The organism is Actinomadura sp. B10D3 (assembly GCF_039871695.1).
Classification (GTDB): domain Bacteria; phylum Actinomycetota; class Actinomycetes; order Streptosporangiales; family Streptosporangiaceae; genus Spirillospora; species Spirillospora madurae.
In genome coordinates this window covers 1-21,393 of sequence record NZ_JBDPLY010000004.1, presented here as the reverse complement: position 1 = coordinate 21,393, position 21,393 = coordinate 1, and the positions used below count along the sequence as shown (strand labels likewise).

At 73.8% G+C, this 21,393-nt stretch carries 19 protein-coding genes and 1 pseudogene; 10 read left to right on the top strand and 10 right to left on the bottom strand.

All coding sequences use genetic code 11. The features are described 5' to 3' along the window. Positions 1 to 20: 20 nt before the first annotated feature. Positions 21 to 1,034, bottom strand: a complete 1,014-nt coding sequence (locus ABGB11_RS08575; protein WP_347630613.1) for an Rv2578c family radical SAM protein — start codon at positions 1,032 to 1,034, stop codon at positions 21 to 23. Positions 1,035 to 1,252: 218 nt separating this feature from the next. On the opposite strand from ABGB11_RS08575, the gene ABGB11_RS08570 reads away from it, so the two are divergent. Both ABGB11_RS08570 and ABGB11_RS08565 read left to right on the top strand, forming a co-directional pair. Next, on the top strand, positions 1,253 to 2,803 hold the full coding sequence (locus ABGB11_RS08570; protein ID WP_347630611.1) for a family 10 glycosylhydrolase: 1,551 nt from the start codon (positions 1,253 to 1,255) through the stop codon (positions 2,801 to 2,803). A gap of 56 nt (positions 2,804 to 2,859) precedes the next feature. Then, a complete protein-coding gene (locus ABGB11_RS08565; protein WP_347630609.1) occupies positions 2,860 to 3,054 on the top strand; it encodes a DUF3040 domain-containing protein in 195 nt (64 codons plus the stop codon). A gap of 95 nt (positions 3,055 to 3,149) precedes the next feature. Here ABGB11_RS08565 and ABGB11_RS08560 read toward each other — a convergent pair whose 3' ends face one another. Then, complete coding sequence (locus tag ABGB11_RS08560) at positions 3,150 to 3,587, bottom strand: helix-turn-helix domain-containing protein (RefSeq protein ID WP_347630607.1); 438 nt, start codon at positions 3,585 to 3,587, stop codon at positions 3,150 to 3,152. A 100-nt stretch (positions 3,588 to 3,687) separates the two neighbouring features. On the opposite strand from ABGB11_RS08560, the gene ABGB11_RS08555 reads away from it, so the two are divergent. Both ABGB11_RS08555 and ABGB11_RS08550 read left to right on the top strand, forming a co-directional pair. Next, positions 3,688 to 4,584 (top strand): zinc-binding dehydrogenase, encoded by an 897-nt coding sequence (locus tag ABGB11_RS08555; protein ID WP_347630605.1) that lies wholly within the window; start codon positions 3,688 to 3,690, stop codon positions 4,582 to 4,584. 474 nt (positions 4,585 to 5,058) lie between these two features. Further along, on the top strand, positions 5,059 to 5,700 hold the full coding sequence (locus ABGB11_RS08550) for an ATP-binding protein (protein WP_347630603.1): 642 nt from the start codon (positions 5,059 to 5,061) through the stop codon (positions 5,698 to 5,700). Between the two features lie 14 nt (positions 5,701 to 5,714). Here the strand turns inward: ABGB11_RS08550 and ABGB11_RS08545 are convergent, their stop codons facing one another. Continuing rightward, the gene (locus ABGB11_RS08545) at positions 5,715 to 6,827 is read right to left on the bottom strand and encodes a WYL domain-containing protein (protein WP_347630601.1); all 1,113 of its coding nucleotides are present in this window, start codon (positions 6,825 to 6,827) and stop codon (positions 5,715 to 5,717) included. Between the two features lie 105 nt (positions 6,828 to 6,932). After that, positions 6,933 to 9,920, bottom strand: a complete 2,988-nt coding sequence (locus ABGB11_RS08540; RefSeq protein ID WP_347630599.1) for a hypothetical protein — start codon at positions 9,918 to 9,920, stop codon at positions 6,933 to 6,935. Positions 9,921 to 10,124: 204 nt separating this feature from the next. Here ABGB11_RS08540 and ABGB11_RS08535 point away from each other — a divergent pair, with 204 nt between their 5' ends. Then, complete coding sequence (locus tag ABGB11_RS08535) at positions 10,125 to 11,180, top strand: DMT family transporter (protein ID WP_347630597.1); 1,056 nt, start codon at positions 10,125 to 10,127, stop codon at positions 11,178 to 11,180. Here the strand turns inward: ABGB11_RS08535 and ABGB11_RS08530 are convergent. From ABGB11_RS08530 to ABGB11_RS08520, 3 genes and pseudogenes are all read right to left on the bottom strand, one after another. Beyond that, complete coding sequence (locus ABGB11_RS08530; RefSeq protein ID WP_347630594.1) at positions 11,078 to 11,851, bottom strand: ABC transporter permease; 774 nt, start codon at positions 11,849 to 11,851, stop codon at positions 11,078 to 11,080. The genes ABGB11_RS08535 and ABGB11_RS08530 overlap by 103 nt on opposite strands. 33 nt (positions 11,852 to 11,884) lie before the next feature. Next, a complete protein-coding gene (locus ABGB11_RS08525) occupies positions 11,885 to 12,145 on the bottom strand; it encodes a DUF4162 domain-containing protein (protein ID WP_347630592.1) in 261 nt (86 codons plus the stop codon). Between the two features lie 163 nt (positions 12,146 to 12,308). Further along, positions 12,309 to 12,923 (bottom strand): annotated as a pseudogene (locus tag ABGB11_RS08520) (ATP-binding cassette domain-containing protein); the annotation flags it as partial. On the opposite strand from ABGB11_RS08520, the gene ABGB11_RS08515 reads away from it, so the two are divergent. Both ABGB11_RS08515 and ABGB11_RS08510 read left to right on the top strand, forming a co-directional pair. Beyond that, positions 12,922 to 13,644, top strand: a complete 723-nt coding sequence (locus tag ABGB11_RS08515; RefSeq protein WP_347630591.1) for a TetR/AcrR family transcriptional regulator — start codon at positions 12,922 to 12,924, stop codon at positions 13,642 to 13,644. The pseudogene ABGB11_RS08520 and the gene ABGB11_RS08515 sit on opposite strands and share 2 nt — an antisense overlap. Positions 13,645 to 13,681: 37 nt before the next feature. Further along, positions 13,682 to 14,800, top strand: coding sequence for a hypothetical protein (locus ABGB11_RS08510; protein ID WP_347630590.1), 1,119 nt, complete (start codon positions 13,682 to 13,684; stop codon positions 14,798 to 14,800). Positions 14,801 to 15,173: 373 nt separating this feature from the next. On the opposite strand, the gene ABGB11_RS08505 is transcribed toward ABGB11_RS08510, so the two are convergent. Then, complete coding sequence (locus ABGB11_RS08505) at positions 15,174 to 15,965, bottom strand: hypothetical protein (RefSeq protein WP_347630588.1); 792 nt, start codon at positions 15,963 to 15,965, stop codon at positions 15,174 to 15,176. Between the two features lie 618 nt (positions 15,966 to 16,583). Here ABGB11_RS08505 and ABGB11_RS08500 point away from each other — a divergent pair. Then, positions 16,584 to 16,997 (top strand): hypothetical protein, encoded by a 414-nt coding sequence (locus ABGB11_RS08500; protein WP_347630586.1) that lies wholly within the window; start codon positions 16,584 to 16,586, stop codon positions 16,995 to 16,997. A 70-nt stretch (positions 16,998 to 17,067) separates the two neighbouring features. Here ABGB11_RS08500 and ABGB11_RS08495 read toward each other — a convergent pair whose 3' ends face one another. Beyond that, the gene (locus ABGB11_RS08495; RefSeq protein WP_347630584.1) at positions 17,068 to 17,451 is read right to left on the bottom strand and encodes a thioesterase family protein; all 384 of its coding nucleotides are present in this window, start codon (positions 17,449 to 17,451) and stop codon (positions 17,068 to 17,070) included. 165 nt (positions 17,452 to 17,616) lie between these two features. On the opposite strand from ABGB11_RS08495, the gene ABGB11_RS08490 reads away from it, so the two are divergent. Both ABGB11_RS08490 and ABGB11_RS08485 read left to right on the top strand, forming a co-directional pair. Further along, the gene (locus tag ABGB11_RS08490; protein ID WP_347630582.1) at positions 17,617 to 17,985 is read left to right on the top strand and encodes a nuclear transport factor 2 family protein; all 369 of its coding nucleotides are present in this window, start codon (positions 17,617 to 17,619) and stop codon (positions 17,983 to 17,985) included. 243 nt (positions 17,986 to 18,228) lie between these two features. Beyond that, positions 18,229 to 19,110, top strand: a complete 882-nt coding sequence (locus tag ABGB11_RS08485; RefSeq protein ID WP_347630580.1) for a PhzF family phenazine biosynthesis isomerase — start codon at positions 18,229 to 18,231, stop codon at positions 19,108 to 19,110. 152 nt (positions 19,111 to 19,262) lie between these two features. Here the strand turns inward: ABGB11_RS08485 and ABGB11_RS08480 are convergent. Continuing rightward, the coding region (locus ABGB11_RS08480) for a DNA-directed RNA polymerase subunit beta (RefSeq protein WP_347630578.1) at positions 19,263 to 21,393 on the bottom strand (2,131 nt) is incomplete at its 5' end.

The following is a 21,393-nucleotide window of genomic DNA, read 5'->3' as shown; positions in this document are numbered from 1 at the left end:
CGGGGCGCGGGGGCGGCGGGTCACAGGAGGGTGAGCTGTTCCGGGCGCGCCGGCGGCGGGGGAGGGGCGGCGGGGCGGTGGGACGCCCGGCCGCCGACCCCGTACGCGGCGGCCAGCTCGCGGACCCGCGCGGTGATCCGCTCCTGGTACTCGCGGGGGGCGTAGGCGCCGCCGCGGTACAGGCGCGCGTAGGGCGCCACCAGCTCCGGATGGTGCTCGCGCAGCCACGACAGGAACCATTCGCGGGCGCCCGGACGCAGGTGCAGGACGATCGCCGACACCGACGTGGCGCCCGCCTCGGCGATCTGCCGGACGGCGGCCTCAAGCTGGGCGGGGGAGTCCGACAGGTAGGGGATGACCGGGCCCATCAGCACACCGCAGCCGATGCCCGCATCGTTCAGCGCCGCGCACACCTCCAGCCGCCGCTGCGGCGGGGGCGCGCCCGGCTCCACCAGCCGCCCCAGGTCCCGGTCGACCGACCCGACCGACACCGCGGCGCTCACCCGCGTGCGGGCGGCGGCCTCTTCGAGCAGCGGCAGGTCGCGCAGGATCAGCGACCCCTTGGTCAGGATGGAGAACGGGTTGGCGGCCTCGGTCAGCGCCGCCAGGATCCCCGGCATCAGCCGGTAGCGGCCCTCGGCGCGCTGGTAGCAGTCGACGTTGGTGCCCATCGCGATGTGCTCGCCCCGCCACCGCGGCGCCGCCAGCTCCGCCCGGACCCGCTCGGCCGCGTTCACCTTCACCACGATCCGCGAGTCGAAGTCGGCGCCGGAGTCCAGGTCGAGGTACTCGTGGGTCCTGCGGGCGTAGCAGTAGGGGCATGCGTGGGAGCAGCCCCTGTAGGGGTTGATCGTCCAGCGGAACGGGAGGCGGGACGCCTCGGGGACCTTGTTCACGATCGTTTTGGCGTGCACCTCGTAGAAGGTCATGCCGCGGAACTCCGGGGTGTCGAAGGTGCGCGCCACCGCGCGCCGCTCGATCAGCGGCGGCTCGGGCCCGCCGTCGCCGTCGAGTCGCAGATGGTCCCAGCGCACCCCGCCTCCTCGAACAGGTGAGCGATCGATCGTCCGGCCAGTATGGAACGCGTGTTCGAAGATCGCAATGTGTGGACCAGGGTAAATGGGACGGAAAGGGATCACACGGGCATCGGCGTTTCGGTCCGAGCATCGCAACGGGTGCGTAACAATGGGCCGCTATGGCATGGCGAACCAGGACCCGCGCAGTGGCGGCGGCGATGACGGCGGGAGCGGCGATGAGCGCGCTCGCCGCCTGCGGCATCCCCGCCTTCGGAGGCTCCAGAGACGAGGAGGGGCGCGGCGGCGGGCCCGTCCCGCCCGGGGCCAAGGCCGAATGCCCGGACATCGCCGCCCCCGGCGACACCCGCGGCCGGCAGCTGCGCGCCATGTGGATCACCACCGTCGGCAACACCGACTGGCCCCAGGGCTCGGCCGCCCAGCAGAAGAAGCGCTACACCGAGCTCCTCGACACCGCCGCGTCGATGAACATGAACGCCGTGTTCGTCCAGATCCGCCCGAACTCCGACGCGTTCTACGAGTCACCGTACGAGCCGTGGTCGCAGTGGATCACCGGCACGCAGGGCAAGGACCCCGGCTACGACGTCCTGGCGTTCATGCTCAAGGAGGCCCACGCCCGCAACCTGGAGTTCCACGCCTGGTTCAACCCCTACCGCATCTCCCGCCAGGACGACCTGAAGAAGCTGTCGCCCAAGAGCCCCGCCCGCCAGCACCCCGACTGGGTCCGCAAGTACAACAAGGGCCTGTGGTACGACCCGGGCCTGCCGCAGGTCCGCGACCTGGCCACCAAGGCCGTCATGGACGTCGTCAACAAGTACGACATCGACGCCGTCCACTTCGACGACTACTTCTACCCCTACCCCGAGGACGGCGAGTTCCCCGACGCCGCCACCTACAAGACCCACGGCAAGGGGATGGACAAGGGCGACTGGCGCCGCAAGAACGTCGACACCCTCGTCGAGTCCCTCTCGGGCAAGATCCACGAGGCCAAGCCGTGGGTGCAGTTCGGCATCAGCCCGTTCGGCGTGTGGCGCAACAAGAGCACCGACCCCGCCGGATCGCCCACCAGCGCCCTGCAGAGCTACGACGACATCTACGCCGACACCCGCACCTGGATCAAGAGGGGCTGGCTCGACTACGTCACCCCCCAGCTGTACTGGCCGATCGGCGACCCCCGCGCCGACTACGCCAAGCTCGCCGCCTGGTGGGCCGGGCAGGTCAAGGGCACCGGCGTCCAGCTCACCATCGGGCAGGCCGCCTACCGCGTCGGCGCGGACGCCGCCTGGAAGGACCCCGCCGAGCTGTCGCGCCACCTCGCCCTGAACGCCAAGCACCCCCAGATCAACGGCGACGTGTTCTTCAGCGCCCGCGACGTCGCCGCCAACCGCCGCGGCTTCGCCGCCCGGCTCCGCGACGACCACTACAGCCGCCCCGCCCTGCGCCCCGTCCCCGCCCGCCGCGGCGGCGCCGCGCCGCCGGCCGTCCAGGGCACCACGGCCGCGCCCGCCGGCGACGGCAAGGGCGTCAAGGTCACCTGGCGGCCGTCCAAGGGCGCCACGTCCTACGCCGTCTACCGGGCCGACGGCGAACGGCCCGGCTGCGCCCCCGCCGACACCGGGCGGCTCATCGCCGACGTCCGCGGCGGCGGCATCATCGACCCCGGCGCCAAGAAGGGCCGCGTCTACACCTACTACGTCACCGCCCAGGACCGGCTCCACCACCAGAGCCCGCCCGGGCGTGGCGCGACGGTCACCGCACCCGAGGGATAATGATCATGGTCCGTGGGGAGGAATCAGACACCTGATCGCCCCCCGGAGGTATGAGCATGGCGCTGTCGATGGAGGAGCAGCGGATCCTCACGCAGATCGAGGTCCGCCTGAGCGAGGACGACCCGCGGCTGGCCCAGCGCCTGGCACGGCTCGGCGCCCCGCGCGGCCGCCGCCGCACCGTCGTCCTCATCGTGACCGCCATCGCCCTCGTCGCCGCGATCGCCGCCGGCGTCGCGGCCGCCGTCCTGTAGACACCCAGCAGCGCAGGCACCGAGACAGCGCGCCGGGAGACCGGCCGCATGCCGGCGCCCCCGGAGCTCCCGCCGGGGGGCGCCGCGGCGCGCGGTCAGGCGTTCCTGCGGTCGTACTCCTCGCGCGCCCGGTCCACCTCGGGCATGTGCTCCTCCGCCCACATCTTCAGCCGGCAGACGGTGTCCAGCAGCGACCGGCCCAGCGGCGTGAGCTCGTAGTCGACGCGGACGGGCACCGACGGGGTCACCGTCCGGGTCACCAGCCCGTCCCGCTCCAGGTTCCGCAGGGTCTGGGTCAGCATCTTCTGGCTCACCCCCGCGATCCGCGCGGACAGGTCGCTGTAGCGCGACCGGCCGTCCAGCCCCAGCGCCGCGATCACCAGGCTCGCCCACTTGTTGCCGATCGTGTCCAGCAGGCGCCTGCTCGGGCACGACGCGGCGAACGCGTCGAAACGCCCCGCCGGAACCCCGGCGGAAGCGTCCGAAGCCACCCCCGGAGTCACGTCCGAGGTCACGTCCGAGGTCACGTCCATGGCCCACCTCCGGGTGCGTACGCCACCTCAAAGTGCCTACTTCCCAAAAGAGAGTAAGTCACCGATGGTGGTGTCGTCCATCGACGGCAAGGAGCCCACCATGACGTTCGCACTCGTGTCCAAGCCCGGCACCGCCGCGCCCGCCCTGGAACAGGTGACGCTGCCGCCGCCCGCGGACGGCGACCTGCGCGTCCGCGTCACGGCGGCATCGGTCGACCCCGTCGACGTCTTCGTCGCCGCCGGGCCCGCCCGGCAGATCTTCGGGCTCACCGGCACCGTCGGCCTCGGCCTGTCCCTCACCGGCGTCGTCACCGCGACCGGCGCCGCCGTCACCGGCCTCTCGGCCGGGGACACCGTCGCCGCCGTGCACGCCGACTTCACCGCCCCCGTCCGCGCGCACGCCGAGGAGACCCTCGTGCCCGCGGCCGCCGCCGCGCGGCTGCCGGCCGGCCTCGACCCGGTCGCCGCCGCGTCCCTCCCGGTCAACGGCCTGACCGCCGCGCAGCTGCTGGACCGGCTCGGCCCCGCCCGCGGGCGGACCCTGCTGGTCACCGGGGCCGCCGGCGCCGTCGGCGGCTACGCCGTCGCCCTGGCCGCCCACGCCGGCTGGACCGTCACCGGGCTGGCGCGCGCCACCGACCGCGACTTCGTGCTGCGGGCCGGTGCCCGCGAGCTGGTCACCCGGATGCCGGAGCGCTCGTTCGACGCCGTCCTGGACGGCGCGGTCCTGCACGCCGAGGCCCTCGGCGCCGTCCGCGACGGCGGCGCGTTCGCCGGCGTCCCCGCCGCGTCCCCCGCGGCCCCCGAACGCGGCATCGAGGTCTCCATCGTCGGCGTCGAGCCCGACGGCGCCAGGCTCGGCGAGCTGCTCGCCCTCGCCGCCTCCGGCGTCCTCGAACCGCGGGTGGCCGGACGGGTCCCGCTGGCCGACGGCGCCACCGCCTACGGCAAGGTCGCCGGCGGCGGGCAGCGGGGACGGTGGCTGCTGCTGCCGTGAACCCCGCACGCGCGAAACGCCGAAACCCCGGCGAGACGGACTCGCCGGGGCCTCGGCGTTCACGCCGGTGTGGTGGTCGCCTCACGGCGAAAGGCACAACGAAGCTCCAGCCCGGACCGCATGGGACCGGCGGTATTCCCCGAAGGCATCAAGTAGAGCCCGGGGGACACATGCCACACCGACGCACCCACTGTAACGGTTCCGCGCGGGTGCCTCCGCCACCGGCACCCCGCATGTGAAGTTCACCTCACCTCCGGGTGAGGGTTCCCCTACGGCCGTGCACCGTCCCGCCCGCGGATGCGTCACTTCCTATGAACCAGTGCGGGGAACGCCCGGGAGCCACCGGCCGGCGGTACGGGGACCACCGGCCCGGCCGCCACGCCCCGGCGTCCCCGGACGCGGCCGCGACGGACGCGGCCGCGCACCGAGGCCGCCGAACCACGGGGGACCGGCAGAGGGCGAGGAGACGGGGCAGTGCACACCACGGGGACCGGCACCACACGACCCGCAGACACCGCAGCAGGCGACGACACGACCACCGGCGCATTCGGGGGCGCCCACGACACCGTGAACGAGCGGCCCGGCGGCACCGCCGCGGGCTGGGACCTGGACCCCGGCCCCCGCGCCGCGTCCCGGGCCCGCGCCCTCACCGGCGAGGCCCTGCGCCGCTGGCACGTCACCGACCCCGCCGCCCTCGACGATGTCGTCCTCATCGTGGACGAGCTCGTCACCAACGCCGTCGTGCACGGATCCGGGCCCGTCCGCCTCACCCTCCGCCTGGACACCGACCCCGGCGAACCGGCCGGCACGGCGGGCAGTGAACCGGGCGCCGAGGGCGCCCGGTACCCGGTGCGGCTGGTCGGGGAGGTCACCGACGCCGCCACCGCCGTGCCCCGCGTGCCCGCCGAGCCGCCCCGCGTCCTGGACTGGTCCGAGGCCGGCCGCGGACTGCTCCTGGTCGCCGCCCTCGCCACCGAGTTCGGCGCCCGCCCCGGCCCGTCCGGCAAGACGGTCTGGTTCACCCGCCGCCTCTCGCGCCCGCCCGGCCACTCCAACGGCGGCGGCACGGCGAACGGCACGGCCAACGGCGCCGCCACTGGCGCCGGGCGGAACTGACCGGCCGGAGCGGGTCAGGCCTGCAAGGGGCAGCGGTCCACCACCCACGCCTCCTCGTCGTCGCCCGGCGGGACCGGCGGCCCGTCGGCCAGCCGGTCCAGATGCCACTCGATGTGCGCCAGCGGGCCGCGCCAGCCCGCCAGCAGGTCGGCCAGAAAACGCGGCGGGCCTGGCGGCCCGTAGGGGCGGGGATCGGGCAGCTCGTCCTCCCACAGCGCGTCGTCGCAGGAGGCCGCCCAGTGCCCCACCGCCTCCAGCACCTCCTGCAGGTCGCGGGCCAGATCGCCCAGCGACCGCAGCGCCATCGCGTCCTGGATCATCCGCTCCCGCGCGTCATAGGGCATCTCCCGCCCGAAATCGGGCGGGAACGCGGGCGGGCGGCCCGCCAGCACAGGGTCCTCGCCGGTCGCCGCCGACCGGATCGCCGCCGCCTGCCACCGCGTCCACTCCGCCAGATGCCCCAGCACCCCGCGCAGCGCCGCCGCCCCCTCACCGCCGCGGACCTCGGCCGCCGCGTCGCGCAGCCGCGACCGCACCAGCTCCAGCCGGTCCAGCGTCCACGCCCGCGCCCGCGCGGCCCCCGCCGGGCCGCGCGGGCCCGGCTCGGCCGGGGGACGCGGCATCGGCACCCGCAGCGCCGCCAGCAGCTCGTCCAGGTCGCGGACCTCCGCCCCCCGCCCCGACAGGAACGCCGCGCCGATCCGGTCCAGGCGGAACATCCGCGGCCCGTCCCGCATCCGGCACCACCCCACCAGGTACTCCCCGTACGGGGCGATGACCAGGCCGTGCGCCTCCACGTCCCGCGAGCTGCGCGCCCCCGACCGGTCGGTGTAGGCGAGCCGGACGACCCGGCGGGTCCGGACGGCCTCGGCCAGCGTGTCGCGCACCGGGCCCGTCAGCGACCCCGCCTCGGTCAGCGGCGCCGGCGGGCCGGGGTCGGGCAGCACGTACCCGCGGCCCTTCTCCGCCCGCACCGGCAGCCCGCCGTGCGTCAGCATCTCCAGGTCGCGGCGGACGGTCCGCTCGCTGACCCGCAGCCGCGCCGCCAGCACGGCCGGGTCGAGCGGCTCGGGGGAGGCCGCCCGCAGCTCCGCGACGAGCTCCAGCAGCCGGTCTACACGGTCCACGTCACCCATCGTGACCCCGCCCACCGACATTCCGCCGCCGGGAAGGGGCCCAATTCCCCCGCGGGCAAGGGGAATCGGGCCCGCACGGTCACGGGCCCCGCGGGGTCAGCGGCCGGACAGCTCGGCCGCCAGCCCCTCGAAGTCGGCCGCCGTCAGCGACAGCGCGCTGCCGATCGCCTGCGTCGCCTCCGCGCTGCCCAGATGCCGCGTCGCCGCCCGGTCCAGGTAGGCCTCCACCAGCCGCGCGCCTGTCAGCCGGCCGCGCGGGCGCAGCGAACCGACCTCGCGGTTCACCACCGCCCAGGCGTCCGACCCGAGCCGCAGGCTGCGCTCCTCGGCCAGCAGCCGCACCAGCGCCGAGCGGGCCTCCGGGGCCGCCAGGTCCGGCAGCCGCACCGCCCGCAGGTCGGTGACCAGCTCCGGTGACGCCGCCGACAGCTCCCCGACCCGGTCCGGCTCGCACGTGGCAAGCAGCGCGGTGTCGTTCACGCCCTCCAGCCGCGTCCGGTACAGCACCGACGCGTACGCCGCGCCCTGCGCCTCGTCCAGGATCAGGCCGTCGAGGCCGTCCAGCAGCAGCACGTGCCCGGCGTGCTCCTCCAGCGCGGCGCGCAGCCCGTCGGGGCCCTGCTCGCGCAGGTCCTCGGCGTGGACGGCGTGGACCTCGCCGCTGGAGGCCTCCACCTCCGCCAGCGCCCGCGCCACCATTCTGGCCAGGCGCCGCTGGCCGCTGGACGGCGCGCCGATCAGCAGCAGCGCCGGCGCCGACGCGCTCGACACCTCCTGCCCGCGCAGCCGCCGCGCCCACTTGCCGCGCCGCCGCACCTCGGTCACCACGCGCTCGATGTCGTCGGCGCCGCACAGGAACCGGATCCCGTACGCCTCGGCGACCTGCGGGCTCTGCTCTGGGACGGGCGCCGGCGGCACCGGGGGCGGCGGCTCGGGCACCGGCGCGGGCGGCGGCGGAAGGTCCGCGAGCGGCGCCGGCGCCGGGGCCGGGGCGGGTCCGGGGGCGGGTGCCGCCGGGGCGTCCGCGCCCGGCCACGCCGGCCCCGGGTCGAGCTGGGTCCGGAACGCGTCGTCCATCTGCGTCTGCTGCGGCTCCGAAGGCCACGCCGGCTCGGGACCGGCCTGCGGCCACGCCGGAGCGGCGGACTCGGCCGCGGGCGGCGCCGGAGGCGGAGGTGGCGGAGGAGGAGGCGGCGGGGCGGGCGGAGCGGACTGGCTGCCGGGGGCGGGCGTTCGCCGCGTCGGCGGCGCCTCCTCGAACAGCAGGTCCGCGGAACCGGCGGGGTCCGGTTCGGGGGACGGGTCCGCCGCGTGAGGCGCCGCGGGGGGAGCCGCCGAGGGGGCGGCCGGGGGAGCGGGCGGCGGGGGGATCCGCGGCGGCGGCATGTCGGAGGCGAACGGGTCCGCCGGCGGGTCGGTGCGCGGGCCCTGCGCGTCCTGCGGGGGAGGGGGCGGCGGCTGCGGGCTCGGGAACGGCGGCGGCGACTGCGGCGGGGGCGCGGGCTGGGCCTCCTGCGGGGCGGGCGGCTCCGGGGCCGACGGCGGCGGGACCGGCGCGGCGGGAGGCGGGGCGGGGGCGACCGCGGGAGGCGGGCCCGGGGCGTCCTGCGCGGGCTCGGGCACCGGTGCGACCGGCTGGTCGGCGCCGGAGGAGGCGCGCTCGGCGGCCATGTGGGCGCGGGCGGCCTTGATGATGTCCCACGCCGACAGCTCGTCGGTGGACGGCGGCGTGTGCATCGCGGGGGACGTCAGTTCCGCCGCGACCGCCTGCGGCACCGCGAACCCCGTCGCCGGCGGCGGCACCTGCGCCAGCCGGCACCACGTCAGCCCGAGGGTGTAGGTGGTGGACAGCAGCGCGGCCAGGGCGTCGGGGTCGTCGCTGCGCAGGCTCTCGGGGAGGCGGCCGTCGCGCGGCCACAGCGACCGCAGCGGGTTCGCCGGGTCCGACAGCACCGCCTGCAGCGTCCGGGCGCTGTCGGTGTCCAGCCAGCGCTGCAGCGCCGGCAGCGCGCCCGGCGCCGCCTGCAGGTCGGCCGCCAGCACAGCGATCCCGGCGCGGCGGACCTCGTCGTGGCCGCGGCCGGGCGCTGCCGGGCGCGGCCCGGTCAGGCCCGCGACGATCTCCTGCAGGTCGTACAGGGCCAGCCGCAGGTACTCGCCGGGGGCGGTGTCGCGGACCATCGGGGTGGCGTACTCGGCGGGGCAGCGGCGCCGCCACTCCTGCAGGATCGCCTCGGGCCCGTACCGGACGGTCGCCAGGTCCTGGTTGACCATCCGCAGCGACGCCGCCGTCACCGCGGCCAGGGCGTCGGCGCCGGGACGGAACCGCGGGTCGGCCTGCAGCCCGGCGGCGACCTCGTACATGACGCGGGCGATGTGGGCGGCGCCTCCGCCGTCGCCGGCGCCGAGCCGGTGGACGTAGTAGCCGGCGAGGGTGCCGAAGTCGGGCGGCATCATCCAGTGCAGCTGCTCGGCCGAGGTCGTCAGGAACGGGATGAACGACTCGATCAGCGGGTGCTCGGTCAGCACGACCGGGGACCCGGCGCACCACAGCAGCGCGCCCCACGCGGCGGCGACGGTGCTGGGCGTCCCGGGCTGGAACATCGGGTCGCGCTGGGCGAACTGCTGCGGGTTGACCGCCAGCGCCGTGGTGAGGGCCTGGGAGATGCGGGCGACTACGGCGGTTTCGGGGACGGGGCCGAGGAACCCCAGCGGCGCGACGCGCCCGGCGGCCAGGTCGGGGCCAGTCGGGAACAGCTGCGGCGGGACGGGCGGCGTCCCGGCGCCGCTCGGCGCGGGGACCGCGACACGGCGGTCCTCCGGCTGCGCCGGCGGCGGGCACGGGTGCCAGGTTCCGTCCAGGCCGCACCGGTACCAGCGGCCCCACGCGCCGTACAGCCACCACTCGCCGGCGCCCCACAGCATCCGCGCGGCGACCTGTGCCGCGCGGTCGGCCGGCTGGGCGGTCTGCCACCACGGTGAGGCCACCAGCTCGCGCACGTTGCCCTCGACCGAGGCGAACAGGTCGCCGCTCGGGCCCCCTCCGGTTCCGCCGGGCGCCGCCCCGGCCGCCTGCCAGCTCATCCGGCGAATAGTAGTCGCAGCGGGCGGTTCGTCCGGCATCGCGCACGTGACCGGCCAGTAGTTCCGTGTCTCTGTGGGGGACGTGCCCCCCACACCCCCGGGGAAAGGGACCGTGCCGTCGACCTGTAAGGACCGTTATGGCAAGATGCTCATTAGCCCGCCGGGGGTGGGCGCAATGGCGGACCACGCGACCCGGGGGTGAGGATGGACGCCGCCGCACGTGGTGGGGCCGGCAGCGACGGGGCCGCGCGGACCCGCGCGTGGGGCCTTTTCCTGGCGGTGCTGTCCTCGGTGTGCTTCGGCGCGTCCGGGCCGTTCGGCAAGGCCCTGATCGAGGCCGGGCTCAGCCCGCTGCAGGCCGTCTGGATGCGGATCGCGGTGGCGGCGCTGGTGCTGGTCCCGGTCGCGGCGGTCTGGCGGGGCCGGGCCGCGGCCCGCGGCCTGCGCCCCCACCTGCGCGCCCTCGCCGTCTACGGGCTGACCGGCGTCGCGGGCTGCCAGGCGTGCTACTTCGTCGCGGCGTCCCGGCTGCCGGTCGGGGTGGCGATCCTGCTGGAGTTCAGCGGCCCGGTCATCGTGCTGGGATGGCTGCGGCTGGTGCGCCGCGCCCCGGTGCACCGCACCGCCGCGGCCGGGGTCGCGATCGCGATGGCCGGCCTGGCCCTGGTCGTGCAGGTCTGGACGGGCCTGTCGCTGGACCCGGTCGGCCTGGCCGCCGGACTCGGCGCCGCCGCCTGCCAGGCCAGCTACTTCCTCATCGTCGACCGGCTCACCGGCAAGGTCGACCCCCTGGTCATCACCACCGCCGGCAGCGTCGTCGCCGCGGCCGCCCTCGCCGGGCTCGCGGCGCCGTGGGCGCTGCCGTGGGACGTACTGGGCGCGGCCGTGCCGGTCGGTGGGCACACCGCGCCCGGCTGGACGCTGGTGGCCTGGATCGGGATCGTCAGCACCGTCGTCGCCTACCTCACCGGGGTCGCGGGCCTGCAGCGGCTGTCGGCGCAGGTCGGCGGCGCGATCTGCTACACCGAGGCCGTCGCCGCCGCGCTCATCGCCTGGGCCGCGCTCGGCGAGCGGCTCACCGCCGTGCAGATGCTCGGCGGCGCGGTCGTGCTGACCGGCGCCTACATCGCCCAGCGCGCCGCGGTGCCGCCGGGCCGTCAGGCGTCCTCGCCACGGAAACGGCGCACGCCCAGGACCACCGACACCGCCAGCAGCACCCCCGCGACCAGCGCGCCCTCGGCGACGGCCGCCGAGGCGTAGTCGCCGAGGAACGCCGCCCGCGCCGCGTCCACCACGTACCGGAACGGGGTGAGGCGCGACAGCGCGTCCAGCCATCCCGGCGCCAGGCTCATCGGCAGCAGGATCCCCGACAGCAGCATCAGCGGCAGCGTCACCGTCGACAGCAGCGGCGCGAACGCGTCCTCGGTGCGCGTCCGCATCGCCAGGACGTAGGACAGCGAGGCGACGCTGACCGCCAGCGACACCACCAACAGCAGCCCGGCGGCGACCCCGCCGGCGGGGGCGCGCAGCCCCAGCGCGAACCCGGTCGCGACCAGCAGCACGCCCTGCACGGCGATGACGGCGGTGTCGCGCAGGACGCGTCCCAGCAGCAGCGCGGTCCGGCTGGCCGGGGTGACGCGCAGCCGCTCCACCACCCCCGACCGTAGGTCGGCGATCAGCCCGAACCCGGCGAACCCGGCACCGAACAGGGCCAGCTGGATCAGCACGCCGGGCACGAACACCTGCCAGGCGCTGCCCGCGCCGAACCCGCGCACGTCCACCAGCTCCGACAGCAGCGGCCCGAACAGCACCAGGTACAGCAGCGGCTGCATCAGGCCGAACAGTACCGCGACCTTGCTGCGCAGCGTCTGGCGCATGTACCGCAGGAAGATCAGCCGGGTGTCGGACACGGTCCGCGCGACAGAGGACATCGAACACTCCTTGAATTGGGGGGCGGGGGCTGGTCAGGCGGCGTCGCGCAGGGAGCGGCCGGTGACGGCGAGGAAGACGTCGTCGAGGGTGGGACGGGCCAGGCTCAGCGACGCCAGGTCCACTCCGGCGCCGTCCAGCGCCCGCATCAGCGGCACCAGCGCCTTCTCGCCGTCCTCGACGGTGAGCCGCACCGTGCCGTCGCCGACCGCGACCTCGCGGACCCCCGGCAGCGCCGACAGGGCGGTGCGCGCCGCTCCGGCGGCGGACGCGTCGGCCAGCGCCAGCGTGACCACGTCGCCGGCGACGCGGCGCTTGAGGGCGGCGGGCGTCCCCTCGGCGACGATCCGGCCCCGGTCGATGATCAGCAGCCGGTCGCACAGCGCGCTCGTCCAGGTAGTGGGTTGTCAGGAACACCGTCGTGCCGTCCCGGTCGCGCAGCGAGCGGACGTGCTCCCACAGGTTGCCGCGGCTCTGCGGGTCCAGCCCGGCGGTCGGCTCGTCCAGGAACAGCAGCGGCGGCCGGTGCACCAGACCGAGCGCGATGTCCAGGCGGCGCCGCTGCCCGCCCGACAGCGACCCCGCCGGGCGCGCCGCGAGGCCGTCCAGGTCCAGCCGCGCGCACAGCCGCGCGATCTGCTCCCGGCGGCCGGTGACGCCGTGCAGCCGCGCCTGCAGGTCCAGCTCCTCGGCCACCGGGACGGCCGGGTCGGTGCCGCCGCCCTGGGCGACGTAGCCGATGCGGCGCCGCACCCCCGCCGGGTCGGCGCGCAGGTCGCGTCCCGCGACCCGCGCGGTCCCCCCGGTCGGCGCCAGCAGCGTCGTCAGCATCCGCAGCGTCGTGGTCTTCCCGGCCCCGTTCGGGCCGAGGAACCCCACGATCTCGCCGGCCGCGACCGACAGGTCCACGCCGCGGACGGCCTCGACCGTCCCGTGCCCGGCGGTGAAGGTGCGGGCCAGCCCGCGCGCCTCGATCACGATGTCCTCCTTCAGAGCGATGCCCGATACAGTAACCCCAATTTTGCAGTCACACCAAATTTTGAGTGACCCCAGTGAAGGTATATTCGCCGGCATGGGCGAGCACCACCTGCCGGACGCCGGGACCGGACCGGAACCGGGGCTGCGCGAACGCAAGAAGCGCGAGACGCGGCGCCGCATCTCCGACATCGCCACCGGCCTGTTCATGACGCGCGGGTTCGACGCCGTCACCATCGCCGACGTCGCCCGCGCCGCCGACGTGTCGGTCAACACCGTCTTCAACTACTTCGGGACCAAGGAGGACCTGTTCTTCGACCGGCAGGACGAGATGATCGAGGCCGCCGGGCGCGACTTCCGCGACCGCCGCCCCGGCGAGAGCGCCGCCGCGGTGTTCCGCCGCCGGTTCTTCGAGAACCTGGACGCCCGCTCCTACCAGACCGCCTTCCACGAGGGATCGGAGGCCTGGACCCGCACCGTCCGCGACAGCCCCGCGCTCACCGCCCGCAGCCGCGAGATGATCCGCCGCGCCGAGGACCACCTTGCCGGCCTGCTCGCCGCGGACACCGGCGCCGCCCCCGGCGACATCGCCCCCCGCGCCGCCGCCGCGATGATCCTCGCCGTGCAGACCTCCCTCGTCGAGCACATCGCCGACCGCAAGAGCGCCGGGGAGACCCTGGAGGAGATGCGCGAGGACGTCTACGCCGCCACCGCGCGCGCCTTCGACCTGCTGGAGCACGGCCTCGGCGGCTACGCCGCCGCACCCCCCGCCGACGGGACGGGGGAAAGCGACGGAGCACCGCCGGCGCCCGGAAAATGAGTGTCGGACCGCTCCCGGTCGTTCCTACACTCCATGATTGCGGAGGCCGACAATCATGGACATCCCCACACTTCTCGCCCACCTGCAGCGCCACGACACCGCGCTCACCCTGCCCCGGGGCGCCGGCCCGCGCTGGGACGACGCCGACCTGCACCGCGCCGCCCACACCGACGACGCCGAAGGCTACGCGCTGCTCGGCCTCGCGCCCGGCGTGCGGACCTGGCAGCGCGCCCGCGTGCTCCTGCAGATCCTGGCCGCCTCCCAGACCGGGCTCGGCGACCGGGCCCGCGCCGTCCAGGCCCGCACCGCCCGCGTCCTGACCCTCGGGCTGCCGCCCGGCCACGTCATCACCGTCCTGCTCACGCTGCGGCGGCTGCGCGCCAACCACAAGCACACCACCCGCACCGCGCTGCGGTTCGTCCTGGAGCACCCCGGCGCCGACGCGCTCATCGCCGCGCGCCGCCCCGCCCTCCTGGACTGCTTCGAGCACGCCCTCGGCACCGACACCGCCCGCGGCTGCGCCCGCCGCTACCGGGGCGGCCCCGCCGAGGACCTGTACGCCGCCCTCGGCCGCCAGGTCGACCAGGCCGCCCGCGCCTTCCCCCGCTTCGCCGGCACGCTCGCGCTGGTCCTGGACGCCTCGGCGTCCATGCGCGGCTACGGCGACCGCGAATGGGCCGTGCTGTCGCAGGCCGCCGCGCTGCGGATGGTGCTGTCGCAGGTGTGCGACCGGCTGGAGGTCATCGAGACCGGCGGCGACGAACGCTCCCCCCGCGGCGCCACCGACCTGGCCACCGGCCTCCTTGACGCCCTCGGCACCGACCCCGACCTGGTCGCCGTCGTCTCCGACGGATACGAGAACGTCTACCCCGGCGACCTGGCCCGCGTCGTGGCCGGCATGCCCCGCGCCGGCATCACCACCCCCGTGGTGTTCTGCCATGCCATGTTCACCGGCAGCGACGATCTCACCCTGCGGCGCCCCGCCCCGTCCCTGCCGCAGCGCGGGTTCTCGCACCAGGACGACTTCGCCGAGCTCCTGCCCTGGATGTTCGGGCACTGCGACGCCGGCGCGCCCTGGCTGCGCGCCGCCCTGCACGCCCGCCTGGACGACCTGGAGCGGCAGGCCGACGCCCTCGCCGCCCGCCCCGCCGCCTGAACACCCCCAAACACCCCCGGGCCCGCGCGGACCGCACCGTCCGCGCCGGCCCGCACCGACCGAAGGGAGCACCGCATGACCCAGATGACGGCGCTCGACACCCTCCTCCCCGGCCCGCTCAGCCTCGCCGGGCACCGCCTGGGCACCCCCCAGCAGGCCGGCACCCTCACCATGATCCCGATCACCGGGCCCGTCCACCCCGGCTTCGCGCCGCCCCGCACCGGCCTCAAACTGACCGAGTCCGCGGATACGGGCAGGTCGAGCTCACCAACGCCGCCCCCTCCGGCGTCGCGACGAGTAGCGGGGTTCTGGAAGAATTCAGATCACTCGATCACCGACTCCTGCCAGTCCACGACCCCAGCACAGTCGGTCGCTAGGTCCAATCGGCGATGGCGCGGGTTTGGAGGTTTCGTGGCCAGCCGTCGTTCGCCGGAAGCGTGGCCCACCGCTCGTCGGTCATGGTGATGGTGAGTGTGGCCTTCGGCCATTCCGCGGTAAGGATCGCGTACACCTCACGCTGCGGGAGATTGTCCAGGTCCTTACCGGGTTCATAGGTGATCGTGTAACCCGCGATGTAGGTGTCGGCGATGTGTTCCAGCATGCGGAATTGATCGTGGGGCGCCATGCCGAGGCGTTCGTCGTCATCCGCGACCGCCTTGGCGAGTTCGGTCCGTTCGTCCTGCTCGCCGGCGTCGTATCGGGCCTGCCAATCCTGGGCGAGCAGGTCGAGCACATGGTACGGCTCGTACAAAGCCAACTTCCGCCGGTCGGGCGGGATGCGGAACACGAGTTCGATCTCCCGGCCACTCTGTCGGGCGGCGACGAGTTCGGCCTCGATGTGGTCGAACGTTTTCGCGTATCTGACTCTGCCGCCGCGTCGCCCGGCCTTCGGGACGAGGCGCGCGACCGACTTGATGCTGCCACCGCTGACGCTGTAGCTGCCGAATGCGTCCATTGTCGCGTACGTGTTCCGGTCGATGAGAGTGCCGTCCTTGATGCTGCCGTAAATCGATGTGACGCGCACTGCCCGGCCGATCCAGTCTACCGGGATGTGCTTCGGGTCGTCGATTGTGTCCCCGGTCGTATAGGCGGTCGGTGCGTATGCGGCAATTTCCAGCATGTCCGGGCCGGTCGTGAGATGTTCGACCCACGCGGCGCGTGGCATGTGCATGAAGGAGTCGCCGGGGGTCGATCGTTACATCGGGTTCGCCGGGTGCGATCGGTGCGCACTCAGCGAACTCCATCGGTTCGTCGTACGCGTAGCTCTCCCATTCGTCGCCTTCGCGGATATGCTCCAGCCACGCCGGGTGGGTCACCTCGATGTGCAGCATTCCGGACGGGTGGCGTCCGGCGGTCTCGTCGGTTACCCGAATTGACCTGATGAAGCCGCGGGCGAACTTGTGCTGCCACTCTTCGTCCATGGTGTCGTCGAACGACACTTCCTTCGCGAGAGCGCCTCCGCGTTCGGGGATTTCGCGGGCGGCCTCCTCAAGGAGCCTGATCGCGAAGTCTTCGGCCGCTGTCGCCCACTGTTGGTCATCCGCGGCGTCAATCCTCAGCGAGGCCGTCGTGCCGTGGCATGCCGTCACCGTCACATCAAAGTTCTTCGAGCCGCATCCCGGCCCCGGTCGGCGGTGGGTGACGAACACCGGCCCGCGGATGCGGCCCTTCAGCAGCCGGGGCAGGAGCCGGGCAGTGCCGGCGCGGCTACGAGGGGCCGACGGTCCCGGCCTGGGCGAAACGGCTGGCGGTGCCGGACTCCGAGACCCCGGCACGCTCGAAGATGGCGATCGACCGACTGGTCACGCGGCGCGAGGTTCATCTGCGGGAGAAGACCCTCTGGCGGATGCTGTACGAAACCGCCGGTCGTGCGGAGGAGATCCTCGGCCTGAACATCGAGGACTTGGACTTCGCTGGGCGTCGCTGCCTGGTCAAGGCCAAGGGCGCGCGGAGCAAGGCCCGCCGCGGGGGCCAGGCGCGCGAGGACTTCGTGCTGGAGACCGTGTACTGGGACGCTTCCTGCACGACCCGGAGAATGTCACCGCAGGTAACGGATCAAGCTACCGCAGATATTGGGGTGTTATCTGTGGGAAGACTTCAGACGGGTCCGCCCGCCGACGCTCCGTCAGCCGCCCACCAGGGCCGACTGATCCTTAGCGCCGGTTTTCGTTCGGATGTTCCTCAACCCCCTACCTGAACCTGCGGCTGTCCACCGTCACCGCACCCCGCCTGGCCGGGCAGATCGTCACCGACGGCGACTGCACCATCTACGCGTCCCTGTTCGCCTGCTGACCCCCTGGGGCGGCCCCGCGGAAAAGGGGTTGCCCCGGGGACGCGGCACCCGCTTCAAGGCGCCCACCCACCCGGAACACCGGACGCACGACCATGCTCGTCGTCCCCAGATGCGCCAGCGGCATCGACACGTCCACCAGCTCGTCGAACCGCGCACCCTCCCGGTAGCGGATCCGCGCCTCCGCCACCACCAGGTCGTACCCCTGCGCCACCATGTCGGCGTAGTCGCCGAACAGCTCCCGCCACATCTCCGTCAGCGCCACGTCATAGAAGAACAGGTAGTGGCCGTTGAACACCACGCCCTGCTGATCGCACTCGCTGTACCGCACCCGCAGCCGATGCGTGAACACCTCACCCATACCGGGCATCCTGCACCATCCCCGCAACCACCCCGCGCCCGCACACCCCCCGAGCCCTCTCTCCATAACCCTCGCTTCTGGCTCGCAGAAGAACCATCTCTTGGACTTCTGGACCAGCGCCGACCACGATGGGGGACGTCAGCCGCACACAACGGGGAGAAAGCCATGACGGACTACGAAAAGGCCATGCGGCCCGAGGACATCACCCGCCTGTTCGTCGAGCGCTCCAACGCCGGCGACGCCGCCGGCGTCGCCGCGCTCTACGAGGAGAACGCGGTCCTGGCCTACCCGCCCGGCTCCCAGACCGTGGGACGCGACGCCATTCGCGAACTGTGGGAGAAGGTCCTGGCCGGCCGCCCCCGCTTCGAGCCCGAGGAGCCGCTGCCGACCCTGGTCAACGGCGACATCGCCCTGACCTCCACACCGCCCCGGGACGGCGCCGGTGCCCGCGCCCAGGTCGTCCGCCGCCAGCCCGACGGCTGCTGGCTCCGCATCATCGACCAGCCCGAATTCGTCCCACCCACCGGGCCCTAGAACCCCGCCAGGGCCCGGGCCGCCCACCCCCTGACTGTGCAGGAGCGAGGGAGACGACGCTCCCGCATTGGCGGGCGCGAACACGCCGAACACTCGCATGAGCTGCCGAACCAGGCGGTGGCCCCAGCGGGATGGGCGGGCCGGTACGCTCGCGGACGCGTCCGGTCGTCCGTAGCGGCCAGGCCCGGCCGTCGGCGGACGCCGCTCGCTACTGCCGGTTCGTTGAGTGTCAGAGGTGGGCCGATGTCCTGGCCGGATGTCACGGTGGTCGATGCCTGCGTGCGGCGAGACGGCCGGGGCGGCAGCCTCACGGCCGTCACCGACGACGACCCGGCGGCGACGGACGCGGACCGGCGTGCGGTCGCCGCCGCGGCCGGCACCTCGCACGCGGCGTTCCTCGGCCCGGGGCGGACGCCGGACGGTGGCCGGCCGGTCCGGTTCTTCACCGCCACCGCCGAACTGTCCGGCTGCGGCCACGGCACCATTGCCGCGCAGGCCGTCCGGCTGGCCCGCACCGCGCGGGCCGAGCTGAACGACCGCCAACACACCGGCGGGCGCACGTTCGACACCGTCGCGATCCGCCGCCCCGCCGGCATCGAGGTGTGGTTCGACCAAGGCCTCGTCGAACTGCGTCACCCCGCACCTGACGAGCGCGCCGCGATCATCGCCGCGCTCGGACTCACCGCGGACGATCCGCATCCGACCGACGTGCCACGGATCGCCACACCCGGCGCACCACGCATGCTCGTACCGGTCCACGACCGGTCGGCGCTACTCCGAGTCCGCCCACACCTCGGCAGGCTGACAGCGGCGTGCCGGCGGTACGGGCTGCTCGGCTGTTTCGTGTACGTACCGCCGCCGGGCGAGCGACCGGGTGCGGCGCGGATGTTCGCGCCGGCGATCGGTGTCGACGAGGATGTCGCCAACGCCAACAGCACCGGCTGCCTGGCCGCTCACCTGCTCGACACGACAGGGGAGCAGGCGATCGCGATCGAGGTGGAACAGGGCGACACCCTCGGTCGACCGGCCAGCGTACTCGCTTCGGCCCGACGAGGGCCGGCGGGCATCACGACCCAGGTCGGCGGGCTGGCGGTGGTCCGCGACGGACACCGAGGCAACGACTAGCTGTACTGCCCCGTGAGGTCGGGGACGCGGCCGGCGGAGCTGTTGCGGCCGCCGGCGGCGCGGCCGTGCATGCGGTGGCCGCCGCCGTATGGTCCTCACGCAGGGAGCCCCGCCGCGCAGCGGCGGGGCTCCCTGTACGGGGCGTTCCTTGCTCAGACCTCGTCGATGTTCATCGCGCCCTCGTTAGGACGGCGGGACAGGTCGATGCCGAGCTCCTCCGCGGCGCGGAAGACGTCCTCGTCGGTGTCGCGCATCTCGATGGACATGCCGTCGCTGGAGAGCACCTCGACGTTGAGGCACAGCGACTGCATCTCCTTGATGAGCACCTTGAAGGACTCGGGAATGCCGGGCTCGGGGATGTTCTCGCCCTTGACGATGGCCTCGTACACCTTCACGCGGCCGAGGACGTCGTCGGACTTGATGGTCAGCAGCTCCTGCAGCGCGTAGGCGGCGCCGTAGGCCTCCAGGGCCCACACCTCCATCTCACCGAAGCGCTGGCCGCCGAACTGGGCCTTACCGCCGAGCGGCTGCTGGGTGATCATGGAGTACGGCCCCGTCGACCGCGCGTGGATCTTGTCGTCCACCAGGTGGTGCAGCTTGAGGATGTAGATGTAGCCGACCGAGATCGGGTCCTTGAACGGCTCCCCGGACCGGCCGTCGAACAGCCGGGCCTTGCCGCTCGGCATCACCATCCGGTCGCCGTCCTGGTTGCCGATGGTGCTGCCCAGCAGACCGATGATCTCCTCCTCGCCGGCGCCGTCGAACACGGGGGTGGCGACGCCGGTGCGCGGCTCGATGCGGTCGAAGCCCTTGTCGCGCAGCCGCTCCGCCCACTTCTCCTGCACGCCGCTGAGGTCCCAGCCCTGGGCGGCGATCCACCCCAGGTGGGTCTCCAGGACCTGGCCGACGTTCATGCGCCCGGGGACGCCGAGGGGGTTCAGGACGATGTCGACGGGGGTGCCGTCCTCCAGGAACGGCATGTCCTCCACCGGCAGCACCTTGGAGATGACGCCCTTGTTGCCGTGCCGGCCCGCGAGCTTGTCCCCATCGGTGATCTTGCGCTTCTGCGCCACGTACACCCGGACCAGCTCGTTCACCCCGGGCGGGAGCTCGTCGCCGTCGTCGCGGGAGAACACCCGCACGCCGATGACCTTGCCCTGCTCGCCGTGCGGCACCTTCAGCGAGGTGTCGCGGACCTCCCGCGCCTTCTCACCGAAGATCGCGCGCAGCAGCCGCTCCTCCGGCGTCAGCTCCGTCTCACCCTTCGGCGTGACCTTCCCGACCAGGATGTCGCCATTGACCACGTCCGCACCGATACGGACGATCCCGCGCTCGTCGAGGTCGGCCAGGACCTCTTCGGAGACGTTCGGGATGTCCCGGGTGATCTCCTCGGGGCCCAGCTTGGTGTCGCGGGCGTCGACCTCGTGCTCCTCGATGTGGATCGAGGACAGGACGTCGTCCTGCACCAGCCGCTGGGACAGGATGATCGCGTCCTCGTAGTTGTGGCCCTCCCACGGCATGAACGCCACCAGCAGGTTCTTGCCCAGCGCCATCTCACCGTTGTCGGTGCACGGCCCGTCGGCGATGACCTGCCCGACCTCGACCCGGGCGCCCTCGTCCACGATCGGCTTCTGGTTGTAGGACGTGCCCTGGTTCGACCGCCTGAACTTCATGACGCGATATGTCGTCCGCGTGCCGTCGTCGTTCATGACGGTCACGTAGTCGGCCGAGACCTCCTCGACGACGCCGGCCTTCTCGGCCGTGATGACGTCGCCGGCATCGGTCGCCGCCCGGTACTCCATCCCCGTGCCCACCAGCGGCGCCTCGCTGCGCAGCAGCGGAACGGCCTGCCGTTGCATGTTGGAGCCCATCAGCGCCCGGTTGGCGTCGTCGTGCTCCAGGAACGGGATCATCGCCGTGGCGACCGAGGTCATCTGCCGCGCCGAGACGTCCATGTAGTGGATCTCCGCCGGCCGCACGAGCTCGACCTCGCCGCCCTTCTTGCGGATCATGACCCGGTCCTCCGCGAACGACCCGTCCTCGTTCAGCAGGGAGTTGGCCTGCGCGATGACGTAGCGGTCCTCCTCGTCGGCGGTCAGGTAGTCGATCTGGTCCGTGACAACACCGTTCTCCACCTTGCGGTAAGGCGTCTCGATGAACCCGAACGGGTTGACCCGCCCGAACGCGGCCAGCGACCCGATCAGGCCGATGTTCGGCCCTTCCGGGGTCTCGATCGGGCACATCCGGCCGTAGTGCGACGGGTGGACGTCACGGACCTCCATG

Coding starts and splice junctions, on each gene's coding strand:
- ABGB11_RS08485 (WP_347630580.1), top strand. CDS start 18,229: ATGTCCTGGCCGGATGTCACGGTGGTCGATGCCTGCGTGCGGCGAGAC.
- ABGB11_RS08555 (WP_347630605.1), top strand. CDS start 3,688: ATGACGTTCGCACTCGTGTCCAAGCCCGGCACCGCCGCGCCCGCCCTG.
- ABGB11_RS08505 (WP_347630588.1), bottom strand. CDS start 15,965: ATGCCACGCGCCGCGTGGGTCGAACATCTCACGACCGGCCCGGACATG.
- ABGB11_RS08495 (WP_347630584.1), bottom strand. CDS start 17,451: ATGGGTGAGGTGTTCACGCATCGGCTGCGGGTGCGGTACAGCGAGTGC.
- ABGB11_RS08500 (WP_347630586.1), top strand. CDS start 16,584: ATGGCGATCGACCGACTGGTCACGCGGCGCGAGGTTCATCTGCGGGAG.
- ABGB11_RS08490 (WP_347630582.1), top strand. CDS start 17,617: ATGACGGACTACGAAAAGGCCATGCGGCCCGAGGACATCACCCGCCTG.
- ABGB11_RS08515 (WP_347630591.1), top strand. CDS start 12,922: ATGGGCGAGCACCACCTGCCGGACGCCGGGACCGGACCGGAACCGGGG.
- ABGB11_RS08560 (WP_347630607.1), bottom strand. CDS start 3,587: ATGGACGTGACCTCGGACGTGACCTCGGACGTGACTCCGGGGGTGGCT.
- ABGB11_RS08570 (WP_347630611.1), top strand. CDS start 1,253: ATGAGCGCGCTCGCCGCCTGCGGCATCCCCGCCTTCGGAGGCTCCAGA.
- ABGB11_RS08565 (WP_347630609.1), top strand. CDS start 2,860: ATGGCGCTGTCGATGGAGGAGCAGCGGATCCTCACGCAGATCGAGGTC.
- ABGB11_RS08540 (WP_347630599.1), bottom strand. CDS start 9,920: ATGAGCTGGCAGGCGGCCGGGGCGGCGCCCGGCGGAACCGGAGGGGGC.
- ABGB11_RS08530 (WP_347630594.1), bottom strand. CDS start 11,851: ATGTCCTCTGTCGCGCGGACCGTGTCCGACACCCGGCTGATCTTCCTG.
- ABGB11_RS08535 (WP_347630597.1), top strand. CDS start 10,125: ATGGACGCCGCCGCACGTGGTGGGGCCGGCAGCGACGGGGCCGCGCGG.